The 17,027-nt window shown below is 67.9% G+C and carries 16 protein-coding genes and 1 pseudogene; 4 read left to right on the top strand and 13 right to left on the bottom strand.

The genetic code is table 11. From position 1 onward, the window contains the following. The first annotated feature begins 59 nt into the window (after nt 1–59). Nucleotides 60–1,481, top strand: coding sequence for an MFS transporter (locus LQ955_RS10580; RefSeq protein WP_231024508.1), 1,422 nt, complete (start codon nt 60–62; stop codon nt 1,479–1,481). Here LQ955_RS10580 and LQ955_RS10575 read toward each other — a convergent pair. Further along, nucleotides 1,469–2,395: a helix-turn-helix transcriptional regulator gene (locus tag LQ955_RS10575; protein ID WP_231024507.1), complete on the bottom strand. Its 927-nt coding sequence runs from the start codon at nt 2,393–2,395 to the stop codon at nt 1,469–1,471. The genes LQ955_RS10580 and LQ955_RS10575 overlap by 13 nt on opposite strands. Before the next feature lie 101 nt (nt 2,396–2,496). Here LQ955_RS10575 and LQ955_RS10570 point away from each other — a divergent pair, with 101 nt between their 5' ends. Continuing rightward, the gene (locus LQ955_RS10570) at nt 2,497–3,249 is read left to right on the top strand and encodes an SDR family NAD(P)-dependent oxidoreductase (RefSeq protein ID WP_231024506.1); all 753 of its coding nucleotides are present in this window, start codon (nt 2,497–2,499) and stop codon (nt 3,247–3,249) included. On the opposite strand, the gene LQ955_RS10565 is transcribed toward LQ955_RS10570, so the two are convergent. From LQ955_RS10565 to LQ955_RS10545, 5 genes are read right to left on the bottom strand one after another with little or no spacing between them, the layout of a single operon-like run. After that, entirely contained in the window at nt 3,221–4,048 is an 828-nt protein-coding gene (locus LQ955_RS10565) for an alpha/beta fold hydrolase (RefSeq protein ID WP_231024505.1), read from the bottom strand. The genes LQ955_RS10570 and LQ955_RS10565 overlap by 29 nt on opposite strands. A 38-nt stretch (nt 4,049–4,086) precedes the next feature. Continuing rightward, nucleotides 4,087–5,127, bottom strand: a complete 1,041-nt coding sequence (locus tag LQ955_RS10560; protein WP_231024504.1) for an ABC transporter substrate-binding protein — start codon at nt 5,125–5,127, stop codon at nt 4,087–4,089. Nucleotides 5,128–5,148: 21 nt separating this feature from the next. Further along, entirely contained in the window at nt 5,149–6,009 is an 861-nt protein-coding gene (locus LQ955_RS10555; RefSeq protein ID WP_231024503.1) for an ABC transporter ATP-binding protein, read from the bottom strand. Further along, a complete protein-coding gene (locus LQ955_RS10550; protein WP_231024502.1) occupies nt 6,006–7,169 on the bottom strand; it encodes a FecCD family ABC transporter permease in 1,164 nt (387 codons plus the stop codon). Before LQ955_RS10550 ends, LQ955_RS10555 begins: the two co-directional genes overlap by 4 nt. 26 nt (nt 7,170–7,195) lie before the next feature. Then, nucleotides 7,196–8,206, bottom strand: a complete 1,011-nt coding sequence (locus LQ955_RS10545; RefSeq protein WP_231024501.1) for a FecCD family ABC transporter permease — start codon at nt 8,204–8,206, stop codon at nt 7,196–7,198. Nucleotides 8,207–8,259: 53 nt separating this feature from the next. On the opposite strand from LQ955_RS10545, the gene LQ955_RS10540 reads away from it, so the two are divergent. Beyond that, a complete protein-coding gene (locus LQ955_RS10540) occupies nt 8,260–9,162 on the top strand; it encodes a siderophore-interacting protein (protein WP_231024500.1) in 903 nt (300 codons plus the stop codon). Nucleotides 9,163–9,222: 60 nt separating this feature from the next. Here the strand turns inward: LQ955_RS10540 and LQ955_RS10535 are convergent, their stop codons facing one another. The 6 genes and pseudogenes from LQ955_RS10535 to LQ955_RS10510 all read right to left on the bottom strand — a co-directional run bounded on the left by LQ955_RS10535 (nt 9,223) and on the right by LQ955_RS10510 (nt 13,373). After that, the gene (locus LQ955_RS10535; protein WP_231024499.1) at nt 9,223–10,659 is read right to left on the bottom strand and encodes an HNH endonuclease signature motif containing protein; all 1,437 of its coding nucleotides are present in this window, start codon (nt 10,657–10,659) and stop codon (nt 9,223–9,225) included. 108 nt (nt 10,660–10,767) lie between these two features. Next, nucleotides 10,768–11,355, bottom strand: a pseudogene (locus LQ955_RS10530) (RNase H family protein); the annotation flags it as partial. A 23-nt stretch (nt 11,356–11,378) separates the two neighbouring features. Next, on the bottom strand, nt 11,379–11,699 hold the full coding sequence (locus LQ955_RS10525) for a hypothetical protein (protein WP_231024498.1): 321 nt from the start codon (nt 11,697–11,699) through the stop codon (nt 11,379–11,381). Between the two features lie 116 nt (nt 11,700–11,815). Continuing rightward, entirely contained in the window at nt 11,816–12,013 is a 198-nt protein-coding gene (locus LQ955_RS10520) for a hypothetical protein (protein WP_231024497.1), read from the bottom strand. A 202-nt stretch (nt 12,014–12,215) separates the two neighbouring features. After that, nucleotides 12,216–12,485 carry a hypothetical protein gene (locus LQ955_RS10515; protein WP_231024496.1) on the bottom strand — a complete coding sequence of 90 codons (270 nt, stop codon included), beginning with the start codon at nt 12,483–12,485 and terminating at the stop codon, nt 12,216–12,218. A gap of 186 nt (nt 12,486–12,671) precedes the next feature. Next, nucleotides 12,672–13,373 (bottom strand): hypothetical protein, encoded by a 702-nt coding sequence (locus LQ955_RS10510; RefSeq protein ID WP_231024495.1) that lies wholly within the window; start codon nt 13,371–13,373, stop codon nt 12,672–12,674. Between the two features lie 250 nt (nt 13,374–13,623). On the opposite strand from LQ955_RS10510, the gene LQ955_RS10505 reads away from it, so the two are divergent. Next, nucleotides 13,624–14,643 (top strand): S1C family serine protease, encoded by a 1,020-nt coding sequence (locus LQ955_RS10505; RefSeq protein WP_231028112.1) that lies wholly within the window; start codon nt 13,624–13,626, stop codon nt 14,641–14,643. 45 nt (nt 14,644–14,688) lie between these two features. On the opposite strand, the gene pstS is transcribed toward LQ955_RS10505, so the two are convergent. Next, nucleotides 14,689–16,734, bottom strand: a complete 2,046-nt coding sequence (gene pstS, locus LQ955_RS10500; protein ID WP_231024494.1) for a phosphate ABC transporter substrate-binding protein PstS — start codon at nt 16,732–16,734, stop codon at nt 14,689–14,691. Between the last annotated feature and the right edge of the window lie 293 nt (nt 16,735–17,027).

The raw sequence follows: 17,027 nt of genomic DNA, 5'->3' as shown, positions 1-17,027 counted from the left end.
TCGGATCAGTGATGGGCGCGGATCAGTGATGGGCGCGGATCGATGACGGGTACGGATCGATGAGCGGCGCCCCCCTCGCCGCCCGCCAGGCCGAACACCGCCTGGTGCTGCTCACCGCAACGCGCTGGCTGCCCGTCGGACTGGTGTTCGGACTCACGGTTCTGCTGCCGCTCGAGCGTGGGCTTTCGCTGGCGCAGGTCGGTGTGCTGCTCTCGATTCAGGGGTTTGTCGTGCTCGGCCTCGAGTTGCCGACGGGTGGATTGGCCGATGCGCTCGGCCGTCGGCCGCTGCTCATCGCCTCGGGTGTTGTTGCGGTGGTGTCGACCGCGCTCCTTCTGGCGGCGTCGTCGTTCTGGATGTTCGCGCTGGCCATGGTGCTGCAGGGGGTGTTCCGCGCGCTCGACTCCGGGCCGCTGGAGGCCTGGTATGTGGATGCGGTCTCTGCCCACGCCGGCTCTGCTCAGGTCGGGACTGCCCATCCCGACACTGCCCACGCCGGGACTTCGCACGCCGGCACCGCCCGTGCCGGCACCGCCCGCGCTAGCACTGACGCGCCCCCGATCGAGCGTGGCCTCAGCCTGGCCGCGATGGCCCTGGGCATCGCCATCGCCGTCGGGGCGCTCATCGGAGGAGCGCTGGTGGCGTGGAGTCCCTTGGCGCAGGTTGCTGCGCCGGCTCAGATTTCGGCGCTCGCCCTGCCGTTCGCCGTCGCCACTGTGCTCTACGCGACCCACACCGTGCTGCTCGGGGTGCTGGTGCGTGAGGCTCCGGTGCGGGCATCCGGTGCCCGGCGCGCCGCGGTGATGACGGGGGCTCTGCGCGCGGCTCCGCGAACCATCGGGCAGGGCCTGCGCCTCATGCGAACCTCGAGAGTGTTGCGTTCTCTGGTGCTCGTCGAGGTGTTCTGGAGCATCGCGATGGTGGCGTTCGAGACGCTGACCCCGGTACGGCTGGCCGACGATCTGGGGGGAGAGGATGCCGCGGCCGCGCTGTTCGGCCCGGCATCGGCGGCAGCGTGGGCGCTGTTCGCGGCGGGTGCCGTGGTGGCGGGGTTCGGCAGCCGGCGCATCGGGGTGGCGCGCACGGCGATCGTGGCTCGCATTCTGAACGGACTGTTCGTTGTCGTCATGGGTCTCGTCGCCGGACCGCTCGGGCTGATCGTGGCGTACTGGCTGGCATACCTGACGCACGGAGCGGCGGGGCCGATGCACAGCGCCCTGCTGCATCGGCAGGCGTCGCAGTCGAACCGGGCGCTGGTGCTGTCGATGAACTCGATGGTGTCGGGCGGCAGTTACAGCCTCGGGGCGCTGCTTCTGGTTCCCCTCGCCGGTGCGACGTCGCCGGGTTTCGCGTTCGTGGTGGCGGGGGCGTTCAGCATCGTCGGGGCGGCGTTGTATGTTCCGGCCCGGCGGCAGGAGAAGAGCTCGGCGCTCGCTTCGGAGCTGGTCGAGCGCGGTGCTGGCACAGCTCAGCGCACGTGAACGGTCGAGCCGGTGCTCGCTTGCACCGCGCTCACCCGCAAGAAGTCGAGTTTCGCCGCTGCGGCAGAACCCGTTGCCGCCGTGTAGGCGACGATGCGCAGGTCGGTTCCGGCCACGCTGAAGACGTCGCAGTCGAGTTCGACGTCTCCGACGATGGCGTTGCGCACGACCTTGCTCTCGGACTGGTGTTCGCCGACCGAACCGCTGTGCCACAGCTCGCGGAACGCCGGGCTCGATGCCACGAGTTCGTCGATGAGGCTTGTCACCGTGCGATCATCCGGATACTGCCCGTGCACCCGGCGCAGGTCGGCGACGAGCGAGGCGCCGAAACCGTCGACGCTGCCCGAGCGACTCACGATGAAGCCCTCGCCGCTGTGCAGGGCGGTGTCGCTGAACAGCGAGCGGATGAGGTTGGGCCGCCCCGACGGCGGCCGAACCGGTTCGCCGAGCAGGGCCGCCCAGAGCGGGCTCCAGCTGATCAGATCCCAGGAGGCCGTGAAGACAGCCAGCGGAATCTCGCCGAGACGGGCCACGAGGCGTTGCACTCCCGGCGGAATATGCGCGGGCACTTCGCTCGGCGACGGGGGCAGCAGCCCGGCGACCACAAAGAGGTGATCACGCTCGGCGCCGGTCAGCTGCAGCGCGCGAGCGAGAGAGGCGGCGACCTGAACCGAAGGGTGCCGGGCGCGGCCCTGTTCGAGCCGCACGATGTAGTCGACGCTCAGCCCGGCGAGCGCGGAGAGTTCTTCACGGCGCAGCCCGGCCGCGCGACGGGTCTCGCCGGCGAAGAGCCCGACGTCGGCGGGAGAGAGCCGGTCTCGCCACGACCGCAGCAGCGCGCCGAGGTCGCCGTGATTGCCGGGCGGCGTCTCATCCATCTGGCCAGTCTCATCCATTTGGCCAATATCATCCATCTGGCCAGTCTGTCACCGAGCTCCGGATGCTGCGTGGTACTGCCGATCCACATGCTGAGCCGGGCCACGACAGGCCGACGGTCGCGGGGAACACTCGAACCATGACAACAGACATCGCCCCAGCAGACATCGCCCCAGGAGACATCGCCCCAGGAGTACGTGCAACGACAACCCTCATCACCGGAGCCAACAAGGGTCTCGGTTACGAAACCGCCCGGCGGCTCATCGAGGCCGGCCACACCGTGTGGATCGGCGCCCGCGACGAGGCACGAGGCACCGCGGCGGCCGCCGAGCTCGGGGCTCGCTTCGTTCAGCTCGACGTCACCAGTGACGAATCCGTCGCCGCCGCGGCATCCACCCTCAAGGCCGCAGGCGGACTCGACGTGCTCATCAACAACGCCGGAATCGTCGGTTCGCACTCGCCGGCCGCCGAGCTGACCGCCGCCGACGCCTTCGCCGTGTACGACACCAACGTCGTCGGCCTCGTGCGCATGACCAGCGCATTCGTGCCGCTGCTGCGTGAGTCGAGCGCGCCGGCCATCGTGAACGTGACGAGCGGCATGGGATCCTTCGCCTTCGTGCTCGACCCCGAACACGTCGAATCGACCATCACCGCGCCTCTATATACGTCGTCGAAATCGGCGGTCACGATGCTCACCGTGCAGTACGCGAAGGCGTTCCCCGAGATTCGCATCAACGCGGCTGACCCGGGCTACACGGCCACCGACTTCAACGGCAACAGCGGCTACCAGACCGTGCAAGAAGGAACAGACGCGATCGTCGAACTCGCGACCCGCGGCGGCGAGGGCCCGACCGGCACGTTCATCAACCGTTCGGGCGTCGCGCCGTTCTGAGATGCCGTGCGACGGCGCCGAACACCGCGGCGGGCCGCTCGTCGATCAGGTCGTGCGTGGCGCCCGCCACAATGCACAGTCGGGCGCCGGGTATCGAGTCCGCGATGAGTCTGCTGTGCTGCGGGTCGATGGTGTCGAACTCGCCCGACACGATGAGGGTAGGCACATCGACGCGTGCAAGGTCGGCCGTCTGGATGTTCGGCCCGGACATCCACAGCTCGGCGAGCTTTTCGAGAATTACCGGTGCGTGGTCGGCACCATCGGGCGACAGCTCGCCGTAGGCGCGCAGCGCTGAGTCCAGGCCGTCAGCCATCTCGCTGGCTGAGATGTCGCCGGCCGAGACGTCGTCGGCGGTGCCTGTGTAGCCCTCGGGGGAGAGGTTGCCGCTGATGGCGACGAGCGATCGAACGAGCTCCGGATGCTCGGTGGCCAGCATCAGGGCGATGACTGCTCCGTCGCTGAAGCCCACCACGTGTGCGGATCCGAGACCCGCCGCGTCGAGAAACGCGACCGTCTGAGCGACACCGTCGTCGTAGCTGAACGCCCCAGCGCGGTCGGGCGACCGCCCGTGGCCGGGGCGCTCGAACGCGAACACCTCGAATTCGCGGGCAAGCTGTTCGGCCAGCGGGCGTAGGTGTTCGAGCGAGCAGAAGCCGCCGTGCAGCAGAACGACGGGCTCGCCCGCGCCGATGGTTTCGCTGTACAGGTCGAACGACCCGACGTTGCTTCTCGACGCCGACGCTGCCGCCGACGCCGACGCCGACGCCGCCGCCGACACCACCGCCGACGACGCCGCCACTGCCGACGCCGCCGCCGCGGGGCGCTCGGCTCGCCCGATCAGAGCGCCTTCGATGAGCGCAGAATCTGCGTCAGTTCGGTCATGTGCGCGGCCTGTGAGGCGTAGTCGAGGGCGGCGCCGTTCCACGTGTGCGCCTGGCTCGCTACGAGAGCAGGGTGGGCCGCGAAGGTCGGCTGGCCCGTCAGCTCGGCGGCCTGGTAGCCCTCCACATTGACCAGCAGCACATCACCAGACATCATCTGGGCCGCGTTCTCCCAGCTGTAGATGTCCCAGTAGTAATAGCCCGTGGGGTTCAGATCGGTGAAGTTCACGCCGAGGCTGCGGTACAGCTCGGTTTCGGGCTCGTCGGCCGGTTTCACCACGTAGATTCCGTCGGCATCGGCGTACATCTGCGTCACCTCGAGCTTGGTCTCTGCGGCGGCTGCGGTGAGGTCTGCTGCGGCCGCGTCGAACGTCGTCTTCGCTGCGGCGACGGTCTCATCGCTGACCCCCAGTGCCTCTGAGAGCCGGTTGATGCTCGCGATGACATCCATTCCCTTGCCGCCGACCTCGATGGCGATGACGGGAGCGATCTTCTCGAGCTGCGCTTGCTGCTCGGTGTCGGCGAAGCCGTAGTAGGCGGCGGTGGTGTCGAGAGTGCCCTCGCGGTCTGTCGGGTAGATGCCCGTGACGATCACGTCGGGTGCGGCGGCGGCAAGCGCCTCGAGATCGATCTCGCCGTAGCTGTTGCCAACGACCGCGGTGTTGCTGAGGTCGTAGCTCGCGAACCGGTCGTCGGTGGCAACCTCGACCCGGCCGAAGATGGCCACGGGGTCGATGCCGTAGCTCATCAGCCCGATGGCGTAGTCGCTATAGCTGGCGACCTTCGTGGGCTGGTGGTCGAGGGTGATCGTCGTACCGGTGTCGTCGGTAAAGCTCCACGGGCCGTCGGCTGCCGCCGTCGAGGCTGCAAGGGTCGAGCCGGCACCGGTCGAGGCGCCGTCGGCGGAGCCGGCAGACGAGCATCCGCTGAGAGCGGCAAGAGCGAGAACGGGGGCGAGGATGAGCGCAGAGACACGTGCGGCTGTGAGAACTTTCATGTTTGTAAGGTTAGCCTAAGCTTACCTACGCGTCGAGCCGGTGTTGTGGTCGGGGCCGCGATCTTCGTCGATCGGTACGATCAGCGGCGTTCCGCTGCTCGGATCGGCGATGACAATCGCCTCGAGCTCGAACGCCTGTCGCAGCACGTCGGGTGTCAGCACCTGCCACGGCGTGCCGTCGGCGATCACCCGGCCGTCTCCGACCACCACGAGCCGGTCGGAGAAACGGCCGGCGAGGGTCAGATCGTGCAGCACCATCACAACGGTTGCGGCGCGCTCGCGGTTGATGCGCCGCACCAGCCGAAGAACGTCGAGCTGGTGGGTCAGGTCGAGAAACGTCGTGGGTTCGTCGAGCAGAATGATCGGCGCCTGCTGAGCGAGTACGAGGGCGATCCACGCCCGTTGCAGCTGCCCGCCCGAGAGTGAACCAGCGTCACGTTCGGCGAGTTCCGAGAGCCCGGTGTCGGCGAGGGCGCGGTCGATGATCTCGGCGTCGCGCGGGGTCCACGGGCGCAACAGGCTCTGGTGCGGGTGCCGCCCCCGTGACACCAGGTCGCGCACGCTCGTAGCCGAGGGGGTGAGCGGTTTCTGCGGCAGGATGGCGAGGTGCCGCGCCACGTCGCGCGTCGACCTCGAGCGGAGGGAACGACCATCCAGCTCGACGGTTCCGTCGCTCGGCGTCAGAAGTCGGCCGAACGCCTTCAGGAGCGTCGACTTTCCGCTGCCGTTGGCTCCGATCAGGGTGGTCACCTCGCCACGGCGGATGCTCAGGTCGAGGCCGGCGAAGATCGCCGTCTTCTCGTAGCCGAGTGTGACGTTGCGCGCCTGCAGTGCCGGCGTGTCGAGGGGCACGGTGGTGTGGGCGATGGCGTGGGCTGTCATACGAATGCTTCTCTCTTCGAACGGCGGGTCAGCAACCAGATCAGGTAAGGCGCCCCGATCACGGCGGTCAGGATGCCCACCGGCACTTCACCGGGCAGCACCCCGCGCGCCAGCGCATCGGCCCCGACCACCACGATTGCGCCGAGCAACGCAGACGCGAGCAGCGGTGGTCTCGCCGTGCGGGTGAGCCGCCGTGCGATCTGAGGTGCGACGAACGCAACGAAGTCGATGGGGCCAGCGGCCGAGACTGCCGCTGCGCACAGCAGCACCGCACACACGATGATGATGAGCCGATGGCGTTGAAGGGCGACACCCAGGCCGGTCGAGATGTCGTCACCGAGCTGGGTCACCTCGAGGTTCGATGACTGCACGAGCGCCAGCGGTGTCACCACCACGAGAGCAATCAGCACCGGCCAGACGCTCGCCCACGAGATGCCTGACAGGCTGCCGACCAACCACTGCGACGCGGAAGCGGCCTCCGTAATCTGTGCTCGCGCGATGAGGTATCCCGTGATGCCGCCGAGCGTCGCGGTGACGCCGATGCCGATCAAGATCAGCCGGTAGCTGTCGATTCCGCCGCGCCACGACAGGCCGTACACGACCGCTGCCGTCACGAGGGCGCCCACTGTCGCCACCGCCGGCAGGCCGAGCGTGAGCGCGCCGGCCCCGACGGTGTAGCTGCCACCCACCAGCACGATGGCCGATACGGCGCCGAGCGCGGCACCCGACGTGACGCCGAGAATGTCGGGCGTCGCGAGAGGGTTGCGCGCAAAGGTCTGCGTCAGTGCGCCCGCGAGGCCGAGGGCGGCGCCGACGAGGAGTCCGCCGGCGACGCGCGGAAGTCGCAGCTCGAAGACGATCAGCTGCTGGCCATGGGTGCCGCCGCCGGCCAACGTGCGAGCGACATCGACGACAGAGAGCGATGACGAGCCCGCCACGATTCCGATCAGCCCGAGCGCGATCGCGACGAGCAGGCAGACGAGGGTGACAACGAGCACTCGGCCGCGAGTGTGCCGCGCGAGCATCCGCTGACCGTCGCCACCCCGGGGTGTGGATGCCCGGCCGCGGTTCGATCGCACGATGTCGTGTTTTGTGCTCACGGTATCGCCCGTCACTGTGTTGCCCGTCACTGTGTTGCCCGTCACAGTGTCGCCGGTCATAGCGTTGCCGGTCACCGCATCGCCCGTCACAGCGTCGCCATCCGGCCGCGGCGAACGATGAGCACGAACGCGATGCCGCCGAGCACGGTCAACACCACGCCCACCGGCACCTCTGCGGTTCCGCCGATGAGACGCCCCACCACGTCGCAGGCGAGCAGCACGATCGCACCGACGAGCCCCGACGCCGCGAGGAGCCAGTAGTGGTTGCCGCCCACCAAACGACGGGCGATGTGCGGCGCGGTGAGCCCAACGAACGCGATGGGCCCCGTCAGCGCGACGCCCGCCGCGGTGAGCAGAGTGATGGCCGCGAGACCGACCAGGCGAGCGCGCACCAGGCTCTCGCCGAGTCCGCTGGCGAGTTCGGTTCCCAGCGCGAGGTTATTGAGCGAGCGCATGTTCGCTGCTGCACAAATGATGCCTGCGCCCGCGAACAGCAGTGCGGCATCCACTCCCGTCAGCGTGCGCCCCGAGAGCGAGCCGACGACCCAGATGCGGTACGCGGCGAGCGTCGTTTCGTCGGAGAGCACGAGAAACGACGTGAGTGCCACGAGTAGGGCGGAGACGGCAGTGCCCGCAATGGCAAGCGGTACCGGACTGGCGAGCCCCCGCCCGAGTGCGGCGACCGAGAACACGACGATGCTCGCGACCGTGGCGCCGGCCAGTGCAAGCCAGAGCGTGCTGAGCACCGAGCTGGTGCCGAGAACGTAGACGCCGATCACGACGGCCAGGCTGGCGCCCGCTGAGACGCCGAACAGTCCAGGGTCGGCGAGCGGATTCCGCGTCTGCCCTTGCATCACGGCCCCGGCGACGCCCAGACAGAACCCCGAGATGAGGCCGAGCAGTGTGCGGGGTACGCGTGAGCCCCATACGACGGCGCCCGCATCCTGAGACGGATCGACGAGCCCGGTGACCACGGCGACCGGGCTGATCAGATTGCTGCCGAGCACGAGGCTGACCAGAGCGATGGCCACGACGCCGCCCGCGAGACCGAGCACTATGAGTGCGCGGCGAGAGGGCCTGGTGAACGAAGAAGACATTTCAGTAAGCGTAGCCTTACCTAATAACGCGCGCATCTCGTAGGGTGGGTGGAATGACCCGATATCCCCGGCTGATGCCCGCAGATCCGAAACTCTTCACCGCCCACGTCGTGGCGACGCGCCGAACCAGTCCCTCGTTTCAGCGCGTGACGATTGCGGGCGCCGATCTCGCGGCATTCGAGTGGAGCGGAAATGACCACTGGTTCCGGCTCTTTCTGCCACCGGCCGGCTCGCCCCTGGTCTTGCCCGCTGTCTCGGGGCGTGCTTGGTACAAGCGGTATCTCGAAATCGGCGAGCAGGAGCGACCGCACTGCAGCAACTACACGGTGGCAGACTTTCGCCCGGTGGGAGGCGGCGCGCGTGAGTTCGGCCGCTCGGCGCTGCCCGGGTCGGCGCTGCCCGGGTCTGCGCTGCCTGGGTCGGCACTGCCCGAATCTGCGCTGCCCGAGATGGATATCGACGTCGTTTTGCACTGGGATGAGGCCGGTGAGATCGCCGGCCGCGTCGCGATCTGGGCGACTTCGGCAACACCCGGGTCTGCAATCGCTCTGCTCGACCAAGGCCCGCTCTTCGACCCGCCGGCAGATGTCGGGGCTGTGCATCTCATCTGCGACGAGACCGGGCTTCCTGCGGTGCGCGGCATCCTGCGCAGTCTGGATGAACGGATGATCGGCACGGCCATCATCGAAGTACCACTCGAGGCCGACATCGAGCCGCTGGCGGCACCGCCCGGTGTCGAGGTGCAGTGGGTCGCGCGCACGGGGGACCCGGGCCGGGCTGCGCTGGATGCGCTCGCCGAGACCACGAGTACTTCCGCTCCTGAGCCGAACGACTACGCCTTCGTCGTCGGCGAATCTGCGCTGGCGACCGAAGGGCGCCGAGCCCTGCACCGCGCCGGTCTGGCAAAGTCGAGAATCACCTTCTCGGGGTATTGGAAGCGCAGCGTGCACAACTAGCCGCGCGCAGGGAGCAACAGTCCGTGAGGTAAGCGGGCTCCTCTGTCTCATAACGGATTTCTAGAACGGAGCGGGTGTGTCTGTCGAGAGACTCGTGGGCGCGGTGACGAAGATGGGAACCGGCCTGGCGATCGGCGTGGGCTCGACGACGTAGCTGAAGCCGGCGGGGGAGGTCCAGGTAATCGTTGCGGCCGTGCCGTGGGCGCCCGGGTGCTGCTCAACCCTCCATTCCGTGTGGTGTTTCACCTTGTGGTGGCTCGAACACAGTGGACTCAGGTTGCCGAACTCTGTGCTGCCGCCGTCGCTGAACGGCCGGGTGTGATCAAGATCGGCCGTCGCCGAGGGGGAGCAGCTGAGCGGGAAGGTGCACTCGTTATGAACCGTGCGGATGAGGTCTTCGAGATCGGCGGGCGGCTTGTATCGCTGACGGCCGTAGTTCAGGGCGATTCCGGTGGCGGGATCGGTGAGAACGCGTTCGAAACCGGGGGCGTCGCGCGTGAGTTCGAGGGCGGTCAGGCGGTCGATTGGCCCGTAGCCTTCGAGGTTGGCGGGCCCCCCGGTTTCTGAAGCGTCGAGCTTCCTTTCGCTCGCTTCGGCCGGCTGGAGCGCCTCGGGCATGTGCGCCTCTGACGAGGGCGTCGACGGTGCAACCAGCGTCAGCGCAGGAACCGTGAGACGAACGTGAGCACGGATTCCGCGAGTCGCACCGGGGATGGACGACTCGGCGTTGAGGGCGAGGTCGGCGATGGTGTCGATGCGGAGTTGCGTGAGAGTGCGCGGGTCACCGGCGTTCTTCAGCGAACGCGCGAGGTCGGTGGCACGGTTGAAGATGGCCACGGCCTCGACTGCGGGAAGGAACATCGTCAGGTATGCCATGCCGTCGGAACCCGGGTCGAGGCTGAGGCGGCGTTCGGCGCAGGCGTCGAGGTGCCGCTGAATGGCGGTGGTCGGCTGAGCTTCTTCGACCGCGGCCCGGCAGTCTCGTTCAAGCCGTTGTGCGCTCGCGCGCTGGGCGGCGGGAAGGATTCGCGCCTCGTAGTCGTCGATGCGGTCGTCGGGGAGCAGCCGGGCGTGCTGCACGATCTTCTCGGCGTGCCGGTACGAGATCAGGCCGCGCTCGAGCGCGCGACGGGTCTGGGCGAAGGCACCGCAGAGGCCCTGCGCAGTATCGATCTTTCGGCGGGCATCGGCTTCGCTCAGCCGGGCGCCGACGGCGAGCTCGGTGACCACGGTGCGTTGCACCACGACGTCGGGAGTCCATTTCGGCCCGCCGGAGGACTGGTCGGCGAAGTGCAACGCGAGCGCCGCGCGCCTCATGCGGTCGATTCGTGTCGCCTGCTCGGCAGAGGCCCTCGCCGCCTCGCGCTCGCCCTCGAGTACGGCCGCAACGCTCGATGCGTACGCTGCGCGCAGCATCGGCCGATCGGCGTCGAGATGGTGATCGTTGTCACCACCGGGGTCGTCGTCGCCCGCTGGAATGAGAATTGCTCGCTTCATGCCTCGATCTAATCACCCACCACCGACACTCAAGGCGGGTCCCGGCGATCTGTGCACAACTCAGCAAAGAGCCGCCTGTTAGAACAGAGTTTGAGCCTCGGTTCGTGCTGGGGTGGTGAGCCGTGCCGCGGCACCCGAACCCGCGGCACTCGCACGCGCGCCACCTGCACCCGCCGCGCCACCTGCACCCGCGGCACCCGCACGCGCGCCACCCGCACCCGCGGCAGCACCCGCACCCGGAAACCCAGGCCCGGCGTCGGGTTCGCGCCCGCGGGCGTAGGCTTCCGCTGCGGCGCGAGCACGGGCATCCGCTGCCTCGTTGAGCACATGGCCGACGTGGCCCTTGACCCACTCGAAGCGGTAGCGTCGGCCGACGATGGCCGCGTCGATCGCTTGGATGAGGTCGAGGTTCATCACCGGTTTGCCGTCGCCTTTGCGCCAGCCCTTGCGCTTCCAGCCGGGCATCCACTTGGTGACAGTGTTGATGACGTACTGGCTGTCGCACAAGATATGCAGGTCGTCATCGACGTGCGCGGTGGCCAGAAAGAGCTCGAGCACGGCCTTGAGCTCGCCCATGTTGTTGGTTCCGTGCGGCCAGCCGCCGGCGCCCCAGGTGCTGTCGTCGATGTACCAGGCCCAGCCGGCCGGGCCGGGGTTGCCGAGGGCCGAGCCGTCGGCAGATGCGGTGATGGTCATTGGATCAAGGGTAGCCGGTTTGGTTAGAGCTCCTTCAGCTCGGCCAGCGCGGTGTTCCAGTGGTACGCCGAGATCGCATCGGCGAAGGTCGACTGGCCCTCACCGCTGCCGAGGTGGGTGCCGGTAGCGTCGTCGAGAAAGCTCACCGAATAGGCGTGTTCGGTCTTTCCGCTGTTCACGTGGAACTTCAGACTCACGTCACGACCGCCCAGCTTTCCGGTCACGACAGCTTCGTTCGCGTCACGATCGGTGTCGGCCTCGACGAACGGGCCCTGGATGAACGGGCCACCGCCCTGGGCGGCCAGGCCTTCGTTGACGAGCTTGACGAGCGGTTCGATCTTCACGATGTCTCCTCGGTGTTCAGGCGGTGGTTCGGTGTTGGTCAGTGCTTCGGCTTGCCAGCGATTCGGTTTGCCAGCGATTCGGCGTTGCGCGCCCGCAAACGACGGCGGCGTGGCACTCATGGTACGCGCCTCGACGGTGCTGACCTCGGTCGGCGAGCTTCGGCCTCGGCGTCGGCTTCGGCGAGGATGACCTCGAAGTACAGCTCGCAGTCGGTGTTGAGGCAGGTCAGTCCGCGCGGGCCGGGCAGCAGCGGATGCGCGCACGCCGAGCAGTCGGCGAACGTAGTGTTCGGCGCGGTGGCATCCGACAGCATGAGACCCCTTTCGACGGTGCACATTCGACGGTGCACATTTCGTGCGGTGCACAATTCTGCGGTGCACACGAACGGACGACGGGGTCTTGGTCGCTCGTTATCACTTTAGAACGAATCGTCTCGCGCGAACCCGATTGCGCAGGCCGCGCGACTGTGTTAACGCGGGCTGTCTGACTGCAGTGAGCGGGCCGGCTCGTTGTAGCTAGTCGGTGACGTCGATGACGACCTGGCGCCAGTCGGAATCCGACTCGACCTGGCGCGAGGGGGAGTCGTTGCTGCCGATCCACTTGCCTTCGCGGCGGCTGATATGGGCGATGAGGGATTCTTCGGCGTGCAGCGTCCACGTCGGTTCGTCGTCTTCGGTGCCGTCAGCCCGCAGGGTGTGCTGCACTCCGTCGCGCCAGAACGTCGCCTCGCCTGTCTCGGGCAGTTCGATGTCGTGAATGGTGGGCTGGGCATCCTGATCGGTCATGACGGCACACTAGACCCGCGCACGACGCGGGGCAAGAGCGGGCGCTGAGGCTTACGAGTCGCGCGAGGGGGTGTGCGGTGCGGAGCGGTCCGGCGCGGTGCGGCCGCGCGGCGGGGCTTGGCGCGGCACGGTGCGGTGCGGTGCGTCCGGCTGCGGCGGCGGATGCTCAACCCACCACGCGCGTCATCACGACCCGCGCGCCCAGGGGCCGTGACGTCTCGGTGAATCCGTTCTGCGTGAACAGCCGCACCGACCCGACAAACAGCTCGCTGTTCGAGACGGATCGCTGATCGGTGTCGATCGCATACCCTTCGACGACTCGCGCGCCGTGGTGCGCGGCGTATTCCGCGGCCGCGGCGACCAGCCGGGAGGCAAGTCCTCGACGCGATACTCGCGTCGCACCACCAGGCACGAGATGGCCCAGACATCGGCGGCGTCGCTCGGCTCCGGGCTGCCCGACTTCACCACGCGAGAGGTGAGCAGCCGCGGTTGAGCGAGGCGTGGTGCGACGCGAACCCAGCCCGCGGCCTCGTCGCCGACAAACGCGATGAGCCCCGGTGAGGGAGCAGCGGATGATCGGCTCTCGACCTCGCTGTCGACGCGCGTCTCGACCTGCCTCTCGACCTGCCTCTCAAGTTCTGCCTCGACGTCGCCCTCGATTTGCCCCTCTGGCTCGCCCTCGACCTGCGTCTCGACCTCTGCGCGTAACCGATCGCGCAGCTCGGGTGTCGTCGCGGCGTCGAAATCACGGCGGGGGAGCAGAAACCATTGGCACCAGCACGATGCGCCGTCGCCTCCACCCGTGAGCGCATGCTCGACCTGCGCCCAGCCGGCGGTCGTGGCCGGCTCGACGCGCACGAGAGGCTGGGTGGCGTCAATTTCTGCCATGCGGATATTCTGCCGCGGCGGCCCCTGCCGTGCATCCGCTCGCCCTGCGCGAACAGGGGGAGGCGTGAGGGCGGATGGTCGCACGATGGTTGCGGAGGCACACACCATGAACGAAACCGACGATCACGAGGAGCGACGCCGCACGGACGACGACGAAGAGCGTCGAGCAGTCAGCGGCGATGCCCGCAACGCAGACCCCCGCAGCGTAATCGAAGACGACGAAGCCCTCGACGCGTATTCGCGATCGGTGATGAGCGTTGCCGAGTCGGTGCTGCCGAGCGTTGCCAGCGTGTCGGTGCGCACGGCGCGCGGTGGCGGGCTCGGCAGCGCGAGCGTGATCAGCACGAGTGTGACCAGCACGGGCGTGACCGGCACGGGCGTGACCAGCACGAGCGTGATCAGCACGAGCGTGACCAGCACGAGCGTGATCAGCGCGGGCGTGACCGGCACGGGCGTGACCAGCGCCGCCGAGAACGGCTCAGGCGGCTATCTGTTGACCAGCGCCCACGTCGTCGAGGGGGCGCGCACGATCGAAGCGGCCTTCGCCGACGGGCGGGTGACCTCTGCAGAGGTGGTGGGGCGCGATCCGCTCTCTGACCTGGCCGTGCTGTGGGCGCACGACGAGCTGCCGGCTCCGGTGACGTTCGGCGACGCCTCCCGATTGCGCGTCGGGCAGCTCGTGGTGGCGCTGGGCAATCCGCGTGGGCTCTCGGGCAGCGTGACGGCCGGCATCGTGTCGGCGCTCGGGCGGTCGCTTCCCACTCAGGCGGGGCGAGTGGTCGACGAGGTCATTCAGACCGACGCCTCACTGAACCCCGGAAACAGCGGCGGTGTGCTCGCGGACAGCCGCGGCCGGATGATCGGGGTGAACACCGCCGTCGCCGGAGTCGGGCTCGGGCTCGCTGTTCCGATCAACCGGACGACACGGCAGATCATCGACTCGCTCATCCGCACCGGTCGTGTGCGACGGGCCTGGCTCGGAATCGCGGGGGCGCAGCTCACCCTGGAGCCCGGGCTCGCGGAGCGCATCGGATCGCGAACGGGAATTCAGGTTGCGGGCGTCTCGAGCGAGAGCCCCGCCGACCTTGCGGGCATCAAGCGCGGTGACATCGTGGTCGAGATCGGCGGACGCACGGTGAACTCGACCACGGCCATCCAGGCGATGATGGTCGAAGATGCCATCGACAAGCCGGTCGAGATCACGGTGTGGCGCAACGGCGCGCTCGTCGACGCGGTGACGGTGCCGCGCGAGCTAACCGTGCGGGAGTAGCGGGGTGTAGCGAGAGTAAGGCAGCCTGGCGGAACGACGATCTGCTCAGCCCGCCGCGTTCATACGACTGAGAAAGGCTGCCATAGCCTGCCGGCTGACGGAGGCGAGCGGGGTGTAGGTGCCGTCGGCGTTGCCGGTGGTGATGGCGGTCGACTTCATCCACTCGATGTCGGCGTAGAACGGGTTCGCGCTGCTGACGTCGCTGAACGACGCCGTGGCGGGCAGGGTGCTGGATGCCCCGCTGTACCGATGCAAGAACGCCGCCATGGATTGCCGAGTGACAGAGTCGGTGGGTGCGAAGGTGCCGTCGGCGTTTCCGTTCGTGATGTGTTTCGCGTGCATCCACTCGACAGCGGTGAAGAACGGGTTCGCAGCAGAGACGTCGCTGAACGACGGCGTCGCGGGGGGAACGAACGTCTCGCCCGAATAGCGGTACAAGAACGCTGCCATCGCCTGGCGGGAGACGGCCTCGGTCGGGGCGAAGAGCGGCAGGCCGGTGGGCTGCGCGTTACCCGTGCTGAGCCTTTCGGCCGCCATCCACTGGATGTGCGCGTAGAACGGATTCGCAGGGCCGACATCGGCGAAGTACGCGTCCCATCCGACCGCAGAGGTCGGGGCGCTCGCTGTGGTGACGACCTTGTAGCCGGCCTTGTGCGCCGTGGTGTTCACCGAAAGGGAGGCGCCGTAGTCGCCCACCGTGGGTGAGTACAGCTGTGCTGTCGCTCCGGGGATCGGAGTGCCGGCGCGCAGCCACTGATAGTCGATGGAGTCGGGGGCAGGGCTCCACACGCCGGCATCCGCGGCAATCGCCTGGCCGACGCGTGCGGTGCCCACGATCGAAGGGCGCGATGTCGTCGAGAAATCTGCGAGAGAGGAGTCTCCCGAGAGGCACTGCGTCGGCCCCTGCTTGGCGCAGGCGGGCGGCTGCGGAGCGGTGTTCAGAATGGTGAGGGCCGGGTTGTTGCAGGTGGCGAGATCCACTCCGCCGGCTGGCGCACCGGGAATCCGTTTGAGCTGGTCGGATGCGGCCCGAACCAGGTTGAGCGGTAACGGTGCGTATCCGAGTGCCGCTTCTTTCTGTTGCCCTTCGCACACGGCATAGCTGACGAAGGCGCCGAGAGTCCGGCCCTTTTCGGCGGTGAAGATGCCTCCGACTTTGGTTGGAACGATCATGTACGAGTAGTACGAGAGCGGGTAGGCGCGGGTGTCGGCGTTGTCGTAGACCCCGCCCAGCTGCTGGGTGAGATCGGAGGCGACGGTCGCGCCGAGGAGGGCGACGGAGACGGCCGGAGCCGTCGGTTCGACGTAGTACCCGGCGGCGTTCAAGACCTTCACGACAGGAAAACCCGACTGCAGTGCGTAGGAATTCTCAACGTAGGCGATCGCACCCTCACCATAGTCTTGGCTGACGTAGCCTGCGACGCCGAGCGACCCGTTCTGGAGCTTCGCTCCGCCGAAGCCGGGGTACTGAGTTGTCGACCCGCAGGGAACCGGGCGATCGACTGAGGCGCAGAAGTCACTCCACAGGCTGGGCTGCTGGTCGGCCATCCACTGGGTGAACTGAGCGGTGGAACCCGATCCGTCGGCGCGCAGCACGGGGGTGATCGGTTTGTCTGGCATGGTGAGGCCGGGGTTGGCCGACTGGATGACCGGGTCGTTCCAATTCGTGACGACTCCGGTGAAGATTTTGGTGATGGTCTGGCCATCGAGCCGCAGATCGGTCACCCGCTTGCCGTTGATCGTGAGGTGGTACATCAGCGAGGTGCCGCCGGCGACGATCGGCACATACGTGTAGGCGGTCGAGGGCACTTCGGGCGCGGATCCGTCTTCGGGGTGCGCTTGAAACGGAAGCTCGCTGATGGCGAAGTCGACGGCGCCGTTGATGAAGTCTTGCCGCCCGGCCGACGATCCGGTGCCGGAGTAATTGACGGTCATGCCGTAATTCGTTGCCACGTGCGTGCGCCACTGTTCGACAGCGTTCTGCGACCAGGTCGAGCCGCTGCCGCTGATCGGCACGTACGTCTCGGCGAAAGCGGGTGTCGCTGAGGCCGCACCCATCGTGACGAGGAGGCCCGCGATGGTGACGGCCACGGCCAAGAGCCCTCGGCGTCGTCGTGAGTGAGCGTGCAGCTTCATCGAATCTCCCCCTGAGCGTGGGCGGTCGCAGCGATGCAGCAATCCCGATCCCGAGCCCGAGCCCGAGGTTAGGGGTCGTCAGTGAACGCGGCGTGAACCTGCGCTGTGCATCCGGTGCCGTCGAATCGAGGTCATGCTGCGTACCCCGACGGCATCCAGGCAGCATGCAGCAACTACACGGCTAGGTCATTGGAGACATCGAGGTTCGGCAGGCATCCTGAGGTCACGAGCGAGCCGTGAGGAGGGAT

The organism is Subtercola endophyticus, from assembly GCF_021044565.1.
GTDB classification, from domain to species: domain Bacteria; phylum Actinomycetota; class Actinomycetes; order Actinomycetales; family Microbacteriaceae; genus Subtercola; species Subtercola endophyticus.
The sequence above is the reverse complement of the archived record's forward strand: the minus strand, read 5'-3'. Positions and strand labels throughout refer to the sequence as shown.

What these genes read in the sequence shown, in the direction of transcription:
- LQ955_RS10505 (WP_231028112.1), top strand. Translation starts at nt 13,624, where the DNA reads ATGAGCGTTGCCGAGTCGGTGCTGCCGAGCGTTGCCAGCGTGTCGGTG.
- LQ955_RS10555 (WP_231024503.1), bottom strand. Translation starts at nt 6,009, where the DNA reads ATGACAGCCCACGCCATCGCCCACACCACCGTGCCCCTCGACACGCCG.
- LQ955_RS10550 (WP_231024502.1), bottom strand. Translation starts at nt 7,169, where the DNA reads ATGACCGGCGACACTGTGACGGGCAACACAGTGACGGGCAACACAGTG.
- LQ955_RS10580 (WP_231024508.1), top strand. Translation starts at nt 60, where the DNA reads ATGAGCGGCGCCCCCCTCGCCGCCCGCCAGGCCGAACACCGCCTGGTG.
- LQ955_RS10520 (WP_231024497.1), bottom strand. Translation starts at nt 12,013, where the DNA reads ATGCTGTCGGATGCCACCGCGCCGAACACTACGTTCGCCGACTGCTCG.
- LQ955_RS10575 (WP_231024507.1), bottom strand. Translation starts at nt 2,395, where the DNA reads ATGGATGATATTGGCCAAATGGATGAGACTGGCCAGATGGATGAGACG.
- LQ955_RS10510 (WP_231024495.1), bottom strand. Translation starts at nt 13,373, where the DNA reads ATGGCAGAAATTGACGCCACCCAGCCTCTCGTGCGCGTCGAGCCGGCC.
- LQ955_RS10570 (WP_231024506.1), top strand. Translation starts at nt 2,497, where the DNA reads ATGACAACAGACATCGCCCCAGCAGACATCGCCCCAGGAGACATCGCC.
- LQ955_RS10540 (WP_231024500.1), top strand. Translation starts at nt 8,260, where the DNA reads ATGACCCGATATCCCCGGCTGATGCCCGCAGATCCGAAACTCTTCACC.
- LQ955_RS10515 (WP_231024496.1), bottom strand. Translation starts at nt 12,485, where the DNA reads ATGACCGATCAGGATGCCCAGCCCACCATTCACGACATCGAACTGCCC.
- LQ955_RS10535 (WP_231024499.1), bottom strand. Translation starts at nt 10,659, where the DNA reads ATGAAGCGAGCAATTCTCATTCCAGCGGGCGACGACGACCCCGGTGGT.
- LQ955_RS10545 (WP_231024501.1), bottom strand. Translation starts at nt 8,206, where the DNA reads ATGTCTTCTTCGTTCACCAGGCCCTCTCGCCGCGCACTCATAGTGCTC.
- LQ955_RS10560 (WP_231024504.1), bottom strand. Translation starts at nt 5,127, where the DNA reads ATGAAAGTTCTCACAGCCGCACGTGTCTCTGCGCTCATCCTCGCCCCC.